The sequence below is a fragment of the Kitasatospora sp. NPDC093558 genome (assembly GCF_040683475.1).
Classification (GTDB): Bacteria; Actinomycetota; Actinomycetes; order Streptomycetales; family Streptomycetaceae; genus Kitasatospora.
On sequence record NZ_JBFBDY010000179.1, the window covers coordinates 1 to 12,151 of the forward strand.

The window sequence follows — 12,151 nt, forward strand, 5'->3', positions numbered from 1 at the left end:
GCCCTGGCAGGCCGCCCCGCAGGACACGAAAGAGCAGCGCCCATGGCCCGCGACCTCACGCCCGGCACCGGCACCCGCAGCGGCCGGCTGCGGGTGTACCTGGGTTCCGCCCCCGGGGTCGGCAAGACCTACCGGATGCTGGACGAGGCGCGGCGCAGACAGGAGCGCGGGGCCGACGTCGTCGTCGGGTTCATCGAGTGCCACGGCCGCCGGCACACCGAGGGCATGCTGGCCGGCCTCGAAGTCCTGCCGCGGGTCCGACGCACCTACCGGGACGCCGAGTTCGAGGAGATGGACCTCGACGGCGTGCTCGCCCGCCGCCCCTCCGTCGTCCTGGTCGACGAGCTCGCGCACACCAACATCCCCGGCGGGCGCAACGCCAAGCGCTGGCAGGACGTCGAGGAGCTGCTCGCCGCCGGCATCGACGTCATCAGCACCGTCAACGTCCAGCACCTCGAATCGCTGAACGACGTCGTCCGGAAGATCACCGGCATCCCGCAGCGCGAGACCGTCCCCGACGAAGTGGTCCGCCGGGCCGACCAGATCGAACTCGTCGACATGGCCCCGCAGGCGCTGCGCCGGCGCATGGCCCACGGCAACGTCTACAAGGCGGAGAAGGTGGACGCCGCGCTCTCCAACTACTTCCGGGTCGGGAACCTCACCGCCCTGCGCGAACTGGCCCTGCTCTGGGTCGCCGGGCGGGTCGACGAGGGCCTGCGCGACTACCGGGCCGACCACAACATCGACCGCGTCTGGGAGACCCGCGAACGCGTCGTGGTCGCCCTCACCGGCGGCCCCGAGGGCGAGACGATCATCCGCCGCGCCGCCCGGATCGCCGACCGCACCGCCGGCGGCGACCTGCTCGCCGTCCATGTGACCAGGAGCGACGGCCTGGCCGGCGCCTCCTCCGGCGCGCTCGCCCAGCAGCGGCAGCTCGTCGAGACCCTCGGCGGCAGCTACCACGTCGTCGTCGGCGACGACATCCCCACCGCGCTGCTGGCTTTCGCCCGCGCCCACGACGCCACCCAGCTGGTCCTCGGCACCAGCCGCCGCGGCCGGATCAACCGCTTCCTCACCGGTCCCGGCATCGGCGAGACGACCGTGGACGCGTCCGAGGACATCGACGTCCACATGGTCACCCACGAGTTCACCGGACGCGGCAAGCTGCCCTCGCTCGGCCGACGCCACTCCAAGCGCCGCACCATCGCGGGCTACGTCGCCGGCTTCGTGGTGCCGTGGATCCTCACCGGGATCCTGTCCCAGGCGCACCACAGCGTGAACCTCACCACCGACGCGCTGATCTTCCAGCTCGGCGTGGTCATCGTCGCCCTGCTCGGCGGCGCCACCTCCGCGCTGCTGGCCGCGGTCATCGCCTCGCTGCTGCTCAACTACTTCTTCATCCCGCCCGTCTACACGCTGACCATCACCGAGACGAACAACATCGTCGCGCTGGTGGTCTTCGCCGCCGTCGCGCTCGCCGTCTCCACCGTCGTCGACCACGCCAGCCGGCTCACCAGCCGGGCCGCGCGCGCCACCGCCGAGGCGGAGACGCTCTCCACCCTGGCCGGCAGCGTCCTGCGCGGCGCCGACGCGCTGCCCGCGCTGCTGGAGAAGTCCCGGACGGCCTTCGGCATGGACTCCGTCGCCCTGCTCTCCCGCAGCGGCGGCGAGGTGCTGGCCCACTGCGAGGCGGAACACCCGGGCGAGCCGGGCGGGGAGACCACCGAGGTGCAGGTCGGCGCCGACGCCCTCCTGGTGCTCACCGGCCGCCGGCTGCCCGCCGCCGACCAGCGCGTCCTCACCGCCTTCGCCGCGCACGTCGCCGCCGCGCTGGAGCGCGACCGGCTGGCCGTCGTCGCCGCCGAGGTCGAGCCGATCAAGGCCGCCGACCGGATGCGCACCGCCCTGCTCGCCGCCGTCAGCCACGACCTGCGCACCCCGCTGGCCGCCGCGCTCGCCTCGGTCGGCTCGCTGCGCAGCCCCGACGTCGAGTTCTCGCCCGAGGACCAGGCCGAACTCCTCGCCACCGCCGACGAATCGCTGGTCAAGCTCACCCGCCTGGTCGACAACCTGCTCGACATGAGCCGCCTCCAGGCCGGCGCGCTCACCCTGCACCTCACCGAGATCCACCTCGACGAGATCCTGCCCCGGGCGCTGGACAGCCTCACCGACCCGTACGCGCCCGTTCAGCCGCTCGACCTGGACACTGCGCCCGCGGTCCTGGCCGACCCGCCGCTGCTGGAACGCGTCCTCGCCAACGTGATCACCAACGCGCTGCGCCACAACGCGCCCGGCGCGCCCGTCCTGGTGACCGCCAGCCACCACGCCGACCAGGTCGAGGTCCGCGTGATCGACCGCGGCCCCGGCATCGCCCCCGAGGACCGCGACCGGGTGTTCCTGCCGTTCCAGCGCCTCGGCGACACCGACAACACGACCGGCGTCGGCCTCGGCCTCGCCCTCTCGCGCGGCCTCGCCGAAGCCATGGGCGGCAGCCTGGAGGTCGAGGACACCCCCGGCGGCGGCACCACGATGCTGCTCACCCTGCCCGCAGCCGCCACTCGGGAGGAGCCAGAACATGAGTGAGCGAAGCATGGGGGTCCCCCCGGCCGGAGGCTGGGGGAGAATCATCAAGAGGTGCGTGTTTCGCGAAGCGACCGCCGAGCGAAGCGAGGTGGCCGCATGAGTGAGATCCTGATCGTCGACGACGAACCCGCTCTACTGCGGACCCTGAGGATCAACCTCAGCGCCCGCCACTACGCCGTCCGGACGGCCGCCAGCGGCGGCGAGGCATTAGACCGTGCCGCCCACACCAGCCCGGACGCCGTCCTGCTCGACCTCGGCCTGCCGGACCTCGACGGCATGGACGTCCTGCGCGGCCTGCGCAGCCACAGCACGATGCCGATCATCGTGCTCTCCGGCCGCACCGGCGCCACCGACAAGGTGGACGCCCTCGACGCCGGAGCCGACGACTACCTCACCAAGCCCTTCCAGATGGAGGAGCTGCTGGCCCGGCTGCGCGCGGTGCTGCGTCGGCCCCTGGGCGGTGTCCCGCTGCTCCAGCCGATGATCGGCGACCACACCGTGGACCTCGCCGCCACCACCGTCACCGGCCCGTCCGGCCCGGTGCGGCTCACCCCGACGGAGTGGCGCATCCTCGCCCTGCTGCTCGCCAACCCGGGCCGGCTCGTGCCCGGACGGCAGATCCTGCGCGAGGTGTGGGGCCCGGCCCAGGAGGAACGCGGCAACTACCTGCGGGTCTACCTGGCCGGGCTGCGCCGCAAACTGGAGCGGGACCCGGCCCGGCCGCGGCACCTGATCACCGAACCGGGCATCGGCTACCGCTACGAGCCCTGACGGGACGGCCGCGCCGTCAAAGGCCCGTCAAGAGGCGATCGTTCAGCGACAGGAGAGCGTCAAGGCCGGTCGGAACGGGTCCTTCGCGGGCGTAGCGTCAGTGCTGTCCGAGCGGGGCGCCGGCTCCAATGTGGGGGAGGCCGGGACCCGCTCCCGCCGCCGCAAGGCGGCCAGCAGGTGGGGGAGGGGCGCGCGACTGTCCATCGCGCGCCCCTACGCCTTTCCGGTCCCGGGTGCGGCTCAGGTCCCGGGCGCGGCTCAGCCGCCGCCCGCGCTCCCCGACTGCCGCGGCAGCGCCAGCGCCACGGTGTCCGCGAACTCCCGTACGGCGCTGGTCCGGCTGACCACCCGCCCGCTGTGCACCACCAGCCGGCTGTGCCCGCCCGCGAGCGCCCCGGCCAGGCTGTCCCCGCGCACCGCGAGCAACTCCGCCGGGAACCCGGCGTCCACCCGCACCGGCGGCAGCCCGAGCGCCGCCCGGGCCCGGTTCGCCACCGCGTCGTACGCCTCGTCCGGGCCCAGCGCCCCGCTCGCCGCCAGCAGGTACGCGGCCTCCAGCGGATCCGCCCGCCCGACCGGGTTCGCCTGGTCCCGCAGCGTGCCGCTGCCCGCCGACAGCGCTACCCGAGCCTCCGTCAACTCCCTGAGCAGGCCTGGCCGCAGGCCCGTCGGCGGACCTTCGAGCCCCGAGCAGCCGCCGTTCTGCGGCAGGCACACCACCCGCACCCCGGCGGTGGCCAGCACCGTCGCCGCGCCGCGGGCCAGCGACCCGCACGGGCCGAGCGTCACGCGCGGCTGCAGCGGGGCCAATGCACTGACCAGCCGGGCGAGTTGGGCCGGATCGGCGGCGCTGGTGTGGAGGTCCACCGGGCAGTCCGCCTCACGCGCCGCCTCCAGCAGCACCTGCACGTACCCGGCCGGGTCCGGGTCCAGCTCCGGGCAGCCGCCGGCCGCCGTGGCACCCAGCTTGAGCGCGTCGCGCAGCTGCGCCCGCCCGTCCGCCCCGGCCCGGCCGGTGAGCAGCCGGGGCATGGCCACCGCCTGGAGCTCGGCCAGCCCGCGCAGCGCCTGCCGGGCGGTGAGCACCGCCTCCAGCCGGCCCAGCCCGTGCACGTCGCCGATCCGGACGTGGGTGCGCTGGGCGGTGGCGCCGTAGCCGAGCGACGTGAGCGCGGCCTCGGTGATCCGCCGGGTGAGGTCGGCGGGCGTCTCGGGCGGCGGGGTGGGCAGTGCGGCCGAGAAGGCGACGTCGTAGTGGGCGTGCGCCTCGACCGGGGCGGGCAGCAGCAGGTAGCCCTTGAGGTCGATCCGGGCGCCGGTGGTGACGGTGGGCGCGCCCGGCATGGCGGGCAGCGGGCCGAGGCTGCCGACGGTGCCGACGGCCTGGATCCGGTCGCCGCTGATCCGGACGTCCACCACCCGCCCGTCGGCCAGCCGGGCGCCGGTGAGCAGGAGGACCGGGCCGTGCCCGAGCGGGTTCGCCGCCGGGCCGGGCCCCTGGTGCGGCCCGTCGGCGGCTGCGCTGTCCATCGCCGGCTCCTTCTCGCGCTGGCCCGTCGGGTGGCAGGCCGTCCCGATCAATGAGGGTCGAGCCTATGGGGCCGGGGGGCGGGGCGCCGGGAGGCGGGCAATAGTCGTATCGGGTCGGGCCGCGGGCCTCGCAGGCCGCTCGAACGCGGTGCCTTGGATCGCTCGTCCGTGCACCGCGCCCACCTGCGGTCTTCGCGGCCGGATACGGATTTCACCTCTGGGCGCGGAACGTGTAATCTCTTCCTCGTTCGCCCCTATAGCTCAGTCGGTAGAGCGTCTCCATGGTAAGGAGAAGGTCTGCGGTTCGATTCCGCATGGGGGCTCTGGTGAAAAGCAGTCAGCTTCGGCTGTGCTGCGGATCACTGTGGCGGTGTAGCTCAGTTGGTAGAGCAAGCGGCTCATAATCGCTGTGTCACCGGTTCAAGTCCGGTCACCGCTACCCCGCGTAGTCGGTCGGGAGATCGCACTCCCGGTCGGCTACTCTTGTTGTGTTCTTATTCGTTGTCCAAGGAAGGCACTCCCGTGGCTGCCACCGACGTCCGCCCGAAGATCACGCTGGCCTGCGTGGAGTGCAAGGAGCGGAACTACATCACCAAGAAGAACCGGCGTAACGACCCGGACCGTCTTGAGATGAAGAAGCACTGCCCCCGCTGCAACTCGCACACCGCGCACCGCGAGACCCGCTGACCCTCAAGCAGGGCACCGGGCCTGTGTGAATTCAGGTCTACGACTCCGGGCCGCATCCCTCACTGGGTTGCGGCCCGGAGTTTTTTCGTACCCACCTTCGCACACGCCGCCGTACCCACCTTCGTACCCACCGCTTCGTATCCACCGCGTCCTCGAGGAGCTGCTGCCATGGCGCTCGATCCCTCCTTCATCGGGCGGACCTATCCGCCGACCGAGCCCTACGAGGTCGGTCGCGAGAAGATCCGTGAGTTCGCCGTCGCCGTCGGTGACCACAACCCGGCCTACACCGACCCCGAGGCGGCCAAGGCGCTCGGCCACCCCGACGTGATCGCGCCGCCGACCTTCCCGTTCCTGATCACCTACCGGGCCGCGGCCCAGGTGGTCGAGGACCCGGAGCTGGGCCTGGACTTCACCCGGGTGGTGCACGGCGACCAGAAGTTCGCCTACACCCGCCCGGTGCGGGCCGGCGACCGCCTGTCGGTCGACGTGACCATCGACAACATCAAGTCGCTCGCGGGCAACGACGTGCTCACCGTCCGCGGCGAGGTGACGGACGCGACCGGCGAGCACGTGGTGACGTCGGTCATGACCCTGGTGGCCCGGGCCGCCGACGAGACGGGGGAGTGAGCCCGATGGCGATCAGCTTCGACGAGGTCGAGGTCGGCACCGAGCTGCCGGCGCAGTCCTTCCCCGTGACGCGCGACACCCTGGTGCGGTACGCGGGCGCCTCCGGCGACTTCAACCCGATCCACTGGAACGAGAAGTTCGCCCTGGAGGTCGGCCTGCCCGACGTCATCGCCCACGGCATGTTCACCATGGCCGAGGCGATCCGCGTGGTCACCGACTGGGTCGGCGACCCGGCGGCCGTGGTCGAGTACGGCGTCCGCTTCACCCGCCCGGTGCCCGTCCCGAACGACGGCGTCGGCTCGGTGATCGAGGTTGCCGGCAAGGTGGCCAAGCTCCTCGACGACCGCAAGGTCCAGGTCGACCTGGTCGCCACCTTCGGCGGCCAGAAGGTCCTCGGCATGTCCCGGGCCGTCGTCCGCCTGGCCTAGCGGCGCTACGGGGTGGAAGGGGTGCCGAGCGGCACTCCTTCCACCCGTACGCTGGGGGGCGTGCTGGTAGAAAACGACGCCCCCCTTGCCCCGCTGACCACGCTCCGGCTCGGCGGCCCGGCCCGCAGGCTGGTCACCGCGCACACCGACGACGAGGTCGTCGCCGCCGTCCGCGAGGCCGACGCGGCGGGCGAGCCGCTGCTGGTGATCGGCGGCGGCTCGAACCTGGTGATCGGCGACGCCGGTTTCCCCGGCACGGTGCTGCGGATCGCCACCACCGGCTTCGCGCTGGACGGGACGGTCCTGGAGCTGGCGGCCGGCGAGGTGTGGGCCGACGCGGTGACCACGGCGGTGCTGGAGCACGGGCTGGCCGGCATCGAGTTCCTGGCCGGCATCCCCGGCTCGGCCGGCGCCACGCCGGTGCAGAACGTCGGCGCGTACGGCCAGGAGGTCGCGCAGACGATCACCGAGGTCGTCGCGTACGACCGCACGGCGGGCGAGGTCGTCACGCTGAGCAATGCCGAGTGCGTGTTCTCCTACCGGCACAGTCGCTTCAAGGCGGAGCCGGACCGCTACGTCGTGCTGCGGGTGCGCTTCGGCCTCGCCGACCACGACGGACTCTCCAGCCCGGTCAAGTACGCCGAGGTCGCGAAGCACTTCGGCGTCGAGCAGGGCGAGCGGGTCGGCCTGGGGAGCGCCTGGAACGCCGTGCTGATGCTGCGCGCCGGCAAGGGCATGGTGCTGGACCCGGCGGACCACGACACCTGGTCGGCCGGCTCCTTCTTCACCAACCCGGTGCTCACGGCCGCGCAGTACGAGTCCTTCCGCACCCGCCCGGGCACCGAGAACGCCCCCGCCTACCCGGCGCCGGAGGGCTGCACCAAGACCTCGGCCGCGTGGCTGATCGACAAGGCGGGCTTCGGCAAGGGCTACGGCAGCGGCCCGGCCACGCTCTCCACCAAGCACACCCTGGCCCTGACCAACCGCGGCTCGGCCACCGCCGAGGACCTGCTCGCACTCGCCCGGGAGATCCGGGACGGCGTGCGGGCGGCCTTCGGGGTGGAGCTCGTCAACGAGCCGGTGATGGTCGGGGTGCAGCTCTAGGACAGGCCCTGGGCTCCCGCCGGGCCGTGCCCGTCGGCGAGCCAGGCGTCGATGTCCGCGAGGAGCTCCTTGCGGACGGCCTCCGGCGCGCACGAGCCGCGCACGGACTGGCGGGCCAGCTCGGCGAGTTCGGCGTCGCTGAAGCCCAGCACGTCGCGGGCGAGCTCGTACTGGTCGGCCAGCCGGCTGCCGAACAGCAGCGGGTCGTCCGCGCCGAGGGCCAGCGGCACCCCGGCGTCGAAGAGCTTGCGCAGCGGGACCTCCTCCGGGTGCTCGTAGACGCCGAGCGAGACGTTGGACGACGGGCAGACCTCGCAGGTGATCTGCCGGGCGGCCAGCCGCTCCATCAGCCGCGGGTCTTCGGCCGCCCGCACGCCGTGGCCGATCCGGCCCGCGCCCAGGTCGTCCAGGCAGTCCCGGACGGACTCCGGGCCGGCCAGCTCGCCGCCGTGCGGGGCGGCCAGCAGCCCGCCCCTGCGGGCGATCGCGAAGGCCCGGTCGAAGTCCCGGGCGAGGCCGCGGCGCTCGTCGTTGGAGAGGCCGAAGCCGACCACACCGCGGTCGGTATAGCGGACGGCGAGCCGGGCCAGCGTCCGGGCATCCATGGGGGACTTCATCCGGTTCGCCGCGACCAGGACCCGGATGTGCACGCCGGTGGCCTCGGCGGCCTGTTCGACGGCGTCGAGGATCAGTTCCAGCGCGGGGATCAGCCCGCCGAGCCGGGGGGCGTACGAGGTCGGGTCGACCTGGATCTCCAGCCAGCGGGAGCCGTCCCGCTGCTCGTCCTGCGCGGTCTCCAGGACGAGGCGGCGGATGTCGTCCTCGTCGCGGAGCACCGAGCGCGCGGTGTCGTAGAGGCGCTGGAAGCGGAACCAGCCGCGTTCGTCGGTCGCCCGCAGCTTGGGCGGCTCGCCGGAGCTGAGCGCCTCCGGCAGCCGGACGCCGTGCTTGTCGGCCAGCTCCAGCAGGGTGGCGGGCCGCATCGAGCCGGTGAAGTGCAGGTGCAGGTGGGCCTTCGGGAGGCCCCTGACGTCTCGCGGATTCAACAGGCGTTCCATTTGCCGATACTGCCCTATCGGGCCCCCGAACGGGAACCGCCCTCCCTTCATCCCCCGATGGGGTGAAAGGAGGGCGGTTCCCGGGTGAAACCGGTATGTCGGATTGACGACGGACGCCAGGCGGACGTCAGCCGGACGTCAGGCGCGGGCCTCGCCGAGCAGCTTCTGGATCCGGCCGATGCCCTCGACCAGGTCGGCGTCGCCGAGCGCGTAGGAGAAGCGCAGGTAGCCGGGGGTGCCGAAGGCCTCGCCCGGGACGGCGGCGACCTCGGCCTCGTCCAGGATCAGGCTCGCCAGCTCGCTGGAGGTCTGCGGGCGCTTGCCGCGGATCTCCTTGCCCAGGACGCCCTTGACGGACGGGTAGGCGTAGAACGCGCCCTCGGGCTCGGGGCAGATGACGCCGTCGATCTCGTTGAGCATCTTGACGATGGTCTGGCGGCGGCGGTCGAAGGCGGTGCGCATCTCGTGCACGGCGGAGAGGTCGCCGCTGACGGCGGCGATCGCGGCGCGCTGGGCGACGTTGGAGACGTTCGAGGTGGCGTGCGACTGCAGGTTGGTCGCGGCCTTGATGACGTCCTTGGGGCCGACCACCCAGCCCACCCGCCAGCCCGTCATCGCGTAGGTCTTGGCGACGCCGTTGACCACGATGCACTTGTCGGCCAGCTCGGGCAGCAGGGCCGGCAGCGAGGTGAAGGTGGCGTCACCGTAGACGAGGTGCTCGTAGATCTCGTCGGTGAGCACCCACAGGCCGTGCTCCAGCGCCCAGCGGCCGATCGCCTCGGCCTCGTCCCGGGTGTACACCGCGCCGGTCGGGTTGGACGGCGAGACGAAGAGCACCACCTTGGTGTTCTCGGTGCGGGCGGCCTCCAGCTGCTCGACCGACACCTTGTAGCCGGTGGTCTCGTCCGAGACGACCTCCACCGGGACGCCGCCGGCGAGCTGGATCGACTCCGGGTAGGTGGTCCAGTACGGGGCCGGGACGATGACCTCGTCGCCCGGGTCGAGGATCGCCGCGAACGCCTCGTAGATCGCCTGCTTGCCGCCGTTGGTCACGAGCACCTGGGAGGCGTCCACCGCGTAGCCCGAGTCGCGCAGGGTCTTCGCGACGATCGCGTCCTTCAGCTCCGGCAGGCCGCCGGCCGGGGTGTAGCGGTGGTTCTTCGGGTCGCGGCAGGCCTCGACGGCCGCCTCGACGATGTAGTCCGGGGTGGGGAAGTCGGGCTCGCCGGCGCCGAAGCCGATCACCGGACGGCCGGCCGCCTTGAGGGCCTTGGCCTTGGCGTCCACGGCGAGGGTCGCGGACTCGGCGATCGCGCCGATCCGGGCGGAGACCCGGCGGTCGGCGGGGCGGATGGTGGGGTCGGGCTGCGGGGTGGAAGCGCTCATGCCTGCATCGTCGCAGAACCCGGACGGACCGGGCAGCGCGGTTTCACCATCCGTACGGGCCCGTCCGAATCGCGGCCGCCGATGATCGGACGGTGATCATGCGGGCATGCCGGACATAAGCCGGGCAACCGGTGCTCCGGCGAGAAGAGGTTCGACCAAACACCCCGGGACCACGTACACTCACTGCTCGACGGCCACCGAAAACAACCGGAGCTTTCACCGCATGTGCAGACAGCGGCGGGAGATGCGGTAGGTTGGTCGCTACCGGAGCCGCGAGGCCCCGTAGGGCAATAGCTCAATTGGTAGAGCACCGGTCTCCAAAACCGGCGGTTGGGGGTTCAAGTCCCTCTTGCCCTGCTGCTTGATCCGCATTCAGCCCGTTCGCTCCACAGAGCGAGCGGGCTTGATGCGGAGAGGGCACCGATCAGCACCGCTTTAGCCGGCTAGCACGTGCCCGACCGGGTGCGCAGGTGATGCTCGGCAGGACCCGGATTCAGGTGAGGACGAGTGACGGAGACCACGGGCTCCACCGCAACGCCTGAGAGCGGCAACCCCGAGGGTGCCGACGGCGCTGCCGAGACCACGCCTGCCGAGGGCGAAGAGCTCTCGCGCCGCGACCGCAAGCGCGCCAAGCGTGCGGGCGACAAGTCCGGCAAGCGGGCGAAGAAGGGCCTGTTCGCCAGGATCGGCCTGTTCTACCGCCAGATCATCGCCGAGCTGCGCAAGGTCGTCTGGCCCACCCGCGGCGAGCTCACCAGCTACACCACGGTCGTGGTCACCTTCGTCGTGGTCATGATGGCCCTGGTGGCCGGTCTGGACTACGGCTTCTCCAAGCTCAGCCTGCTGGTGTTCGGCTGACCGAGCCGTCCACCCCCAAAAAAGCTTCCCGACCCGGGCCGATCCTTCGGCCCGGGTCGAGCCGTCTGCGCCGCACGTACACGGCCGCTACCGTTGACTCGGTACTGTTGAAGTCTCCGGACATCCACCTGGCGCCCGCGCGAGCGGGGCGCGCGGGCGGCCGTAGCGGAGCGCGCCACCTTCACCATCTCCAGGAAAGAAGCAGCCACCGTGTCTGAGTCCCCCCTGTACGACGCCGACGAGACCGTCCGCGAGGCGGATGTCGCCGCCGAGCTGGACGCGGCCGAGCTGGCTGACGACACCGAGTCCGCCGAGCAGATCGTGGACGCCGTCGACGGCGACGAGGACGAGGTCGAGGCGTTCGACGAGGCCGAGGCCGGCGAGCCCGCCGAGGAGGCCGCGCTGCACGTGGAGACCGTCGAGGAGCCCGCCGCCGACGAGACCGCCGAGGTCGAGGAGGCCGAGGAAGAGGCCGTCGAGGTCGACCCGGTCGCCAAGTTCCGCGAGGACCTGCGCTTCATGCCCGGCGAGTGGTACGTGATCCACACCTACGCCGGCTACGAGAACCGGGTGAAGCAGAACCTGGAGCAGCGCGCCGTCTCGCTGAACGTCGAGGAGTACATCTTCCAGGCCGAGGTGCCGCAGGAGGAGGTCGTCCAGATCAAGAACGGCGACCGCAAGACCATCCGCCAGAACAAGCTCCCCGGCTACGTCCTGGTGCGCATGGACCTCACCCCCGAGTCCTGGGGCGTCGTGCGCAACACCCCCGGCGTCACCGGCTTCGTGGGCAACGCCTACGACCCGTACCCGCTGACGCTGGACGAGGTCGTCAAGATGCTCGCCCCGGACGTCGAGCGCCAGGCGGCCAAGGAGGCCGGCAAGCCCTCGCCGGTCAAGCCGAGCGAGATCCAGGTCCTGGACTTCGAGGTCGGCGACTCGGTCACCGTCACCGACGGCCCGTTCGCGACCCTCCAGGCGACCATCAACGAGATCAACCCCGACTCGAAGAAGGTCAAGGGCCTCGTCGAGATCTTCGGCCGGGAGACCCCGGTCGAGCTGTCCTTCGACCAGATCCAGAAGAACTAGTCGTACGGTCTTCGGATTCGGGGCGGGGCCGAC

11 protein-coding genes and 3 tRNA genes are annotated in these 12,151 nt (G+C 72.1%); 11 read left to right on the plus strand and 3 right to left on the minus strand.

What is annotated here, in order from left to right; translation table 11 throughout:
• Positions 1–42 precede the first annotated feature (42 nt).
• The gene (locus AB0O00_RS18530) at positions 43–2,583 is read left to right on the plus strand and encodes a sensor histidine kinase KdpD (RefSeq protein WP_363653036.1); all 2,541 of its coding nucleotides are present in this window, start codon (positions 43–45) and stop codon (positions 2,581–2,583) included.
• 96 nt (positions 2,584–2,679) lie between these two features.
• Positions 2,680–3,354, plus strand: coding sequence for a response regulator (locus tag AB0O00_RS18535; protein ID WP_363653038.1), 675 nt, complete (start codon positions 2,680–2,682; stop codon positions 3,352–3,354).
• Positions 3,355–3,612: 258 nt separating this feature from the next.
• Here the strand turns inward: AB0O00_RS18535 and AB0O00_RS18540 are convergent, their stop codons facing one another.
• Entirely contained in the window at positions 3,613–4,884 is a 1,272-nt protein-coding gene (locus tag AB0O00_RS18540; protein ID WP_363653039.1) for a hydrolase, read from the minus strand.
• Between the two features lie 250 nt (positions 4,885–5,134).
• On the opposite strand from AB0O00_RS18540, the gene AB0O00_RS18545 reads away from it, so the two are divergent.
• From AB0O00_RS18545 to AB0O00_RS18570, 6 genes are all read left to right on the plus strand, one after another.
• Positions 5,135–5,207: transfer RNA gene (locus AB0O00_RS18545), tRNA-Thr, on the plus strand.
• A gap of 43 nt (positions 5,208–5,250) precedes the next feature.
• Positions 5,251–5,323: transfer RNA gene (locus AB0O00_RS18550), tRNA-Met, on the plus strand.
• Between the two features lie 83 nt (positions 5,324–5,406).
• Positions 5,407–5,571, plus strand: coding sequence for a 50S ribosomal protein L33 (gene rpmG / locus AB0O00_RS18555; RefSeq protein WP_006604855.1), 165 nt, complete (start codon positions 5,407–5,409; stop codon positions 5,569–5,571).
• A 168-nt stretch (positions 5,572–5,739) separates the two neighbouring features.
• Entirely contained in the window at positions 5,740–6,198 is a 459-nt protein-coding gene (locus AB0O00_RS18560; protein WP_363653041.1) for a MaoC family dehydratase N-terminal domain-containing protein, read from the plus strand.
• A 5-nt stretch (positions 6,199–6,203) separates the two neighbouring features.
• Positions 6,204–6,626, plus strand: coding sequence for a MaoC family dehydratase (locus AB0O00_RS18565; RefSeq protein ID WP_363653043.1), 423 nt, complete (start codon positions 6,204–6,206; stop codon positions 6,624–6,626).
• A 60-nt stretch (positions 6,627–6,686) separates the two neighbouring features.
• Positions 6,687–7,730: a UDP-N-acetylmuramate dehydrogenase gene (locus AB0O00_RS18570; protein WP_363653045.1), complete on the plus strand. Its 1,044-nt coding sequence runs from the start codon at positions 6,687–6,689 to the stop codon at positions 7,728–7,730.
• Here AB0O00_RS18570 and AB0O00_RS18575 read toward each other — a convergent pair.
• Positions 7,727–8,788 (minus strand): adenosine deaminase, encoded by a 1,062-nt coding sequence (locus tag AB0O00_RS18575; RefSeq protein ID WP_363653047.1) that lies wholly within the window; start codon positions 8,786–8,788, stop codon positions 7,727–7,729. The genes AB0O00_RS18570 and AB0O00_RS18575 overlap by 4 nt on opposite strands.
• A gap of 138 nt (positions 8,789–8,926) precedes the next feature.
• Positions 8,927–10,174, minus strand: a complete 1,248-nt coding sequence (locus tag AB0O00_RS18580) for a pyridoxal phosphate-dependent aminotransferase (RefSeq protein ID WP_363653048.1) — start codon at positions 10,172–10,174, stop codon at positions 8,927–8,929.
• 284 nt (positions 10,175–10,458) lie between these two features.
• Here AB0O00_RS18580 and AB0O00_RS18585 point away from each other — a divergent pair.
• The 3 genes from AB0O00_RS18585 (at position 10,459) to nusG (ending at position 12,118) form a co-directional block, all read left to right on the plus strand.
• A tRNA-Trp gene (locus AB0O00_RS18585) sits at positions 10,459–10,531 on the plus strand.
• A 150-nt stretch (positions 10,532–10,681) separates the two neighbouring features.
• Entirely contained in the window at positions 10,682–11,032 is a 351-nt protein-coding gene (secE, locus tag AB0O00_RS18590) for a preprotein translocase subunit SecE (protein ID WP_363653050.1), read from the plus strand.
• A 210-nt stretch (positions 11,033–11,242) separates the two neighbouring features.
• Positions 11,243–12,118, plus strand: a complete 876-nt coding sequence (gene nusG / locus AB0O00_RS18595; RefSeq protein ID WP_363653052.1) for a transcription termination/antitermination protein NusG — start codon at positions 11,243–11,245, stop codon at positions 12,116–12,118.
• The last annotated feature ends 33 nt before the right edge of the window (positions 12,119–12,151 follow it).

Excerpts from the sequence above, each read along its gene's own strand:
- AB0O00_RS18540 (WP_363653039.1), bottom strand. The coding sequence starts at position 4,884 with ATGGACAGCGCAGCCGCCGACGGGCCGCACCAGGGGCCCGGCCCGGCG.
- AB0O00_RS18560 (WP_363653041.1), top strand. The coding sequence starts at position 5,740 with ATGGCGCTCGATCCCTCCTTCATCGGGCGGACCTATCCGCCGACCGAG.
- AB0O00_RS18580 (WP_363653048.1), bottom strand. The coding sequence starts at position 10,174 with ATGAGCGCTTCCACCCCGCAGCCCGACCCCACCATCCGCCCCGCCGAC.
- AB0O00_RS18575 (WP_363653047.1), bottom strand. The coding sequence starts at position 8,788 with ATGGAACGCCTGTTGAATCCGCGAGACGTCAGGGGCCTCCCGAAGGCC.
- AB0O00_RS18535 (WP_363653038.1), top strand. The coding sequence starts at position 2,680 with ATGAGTGAGATCCTGATCGTCGACGACGAACCCGCTCTACTGCGGACC.
- AB0O00_RS18565 (WP_363653043.1), top strand. The coding sequence starts at position 6,204 with ATGGCGATCAGCTTCGACGAGGTCGAGGTCGGCACCGAGCTGCCGGCG.
- AB0O00_RS18530 (WP_363653036.1), top strand. The coding sequence starts at position 43 with ATGGCCCGCGACCTCACGCCCGGCACCGGCACCCGCAGCGGCCGGCTG.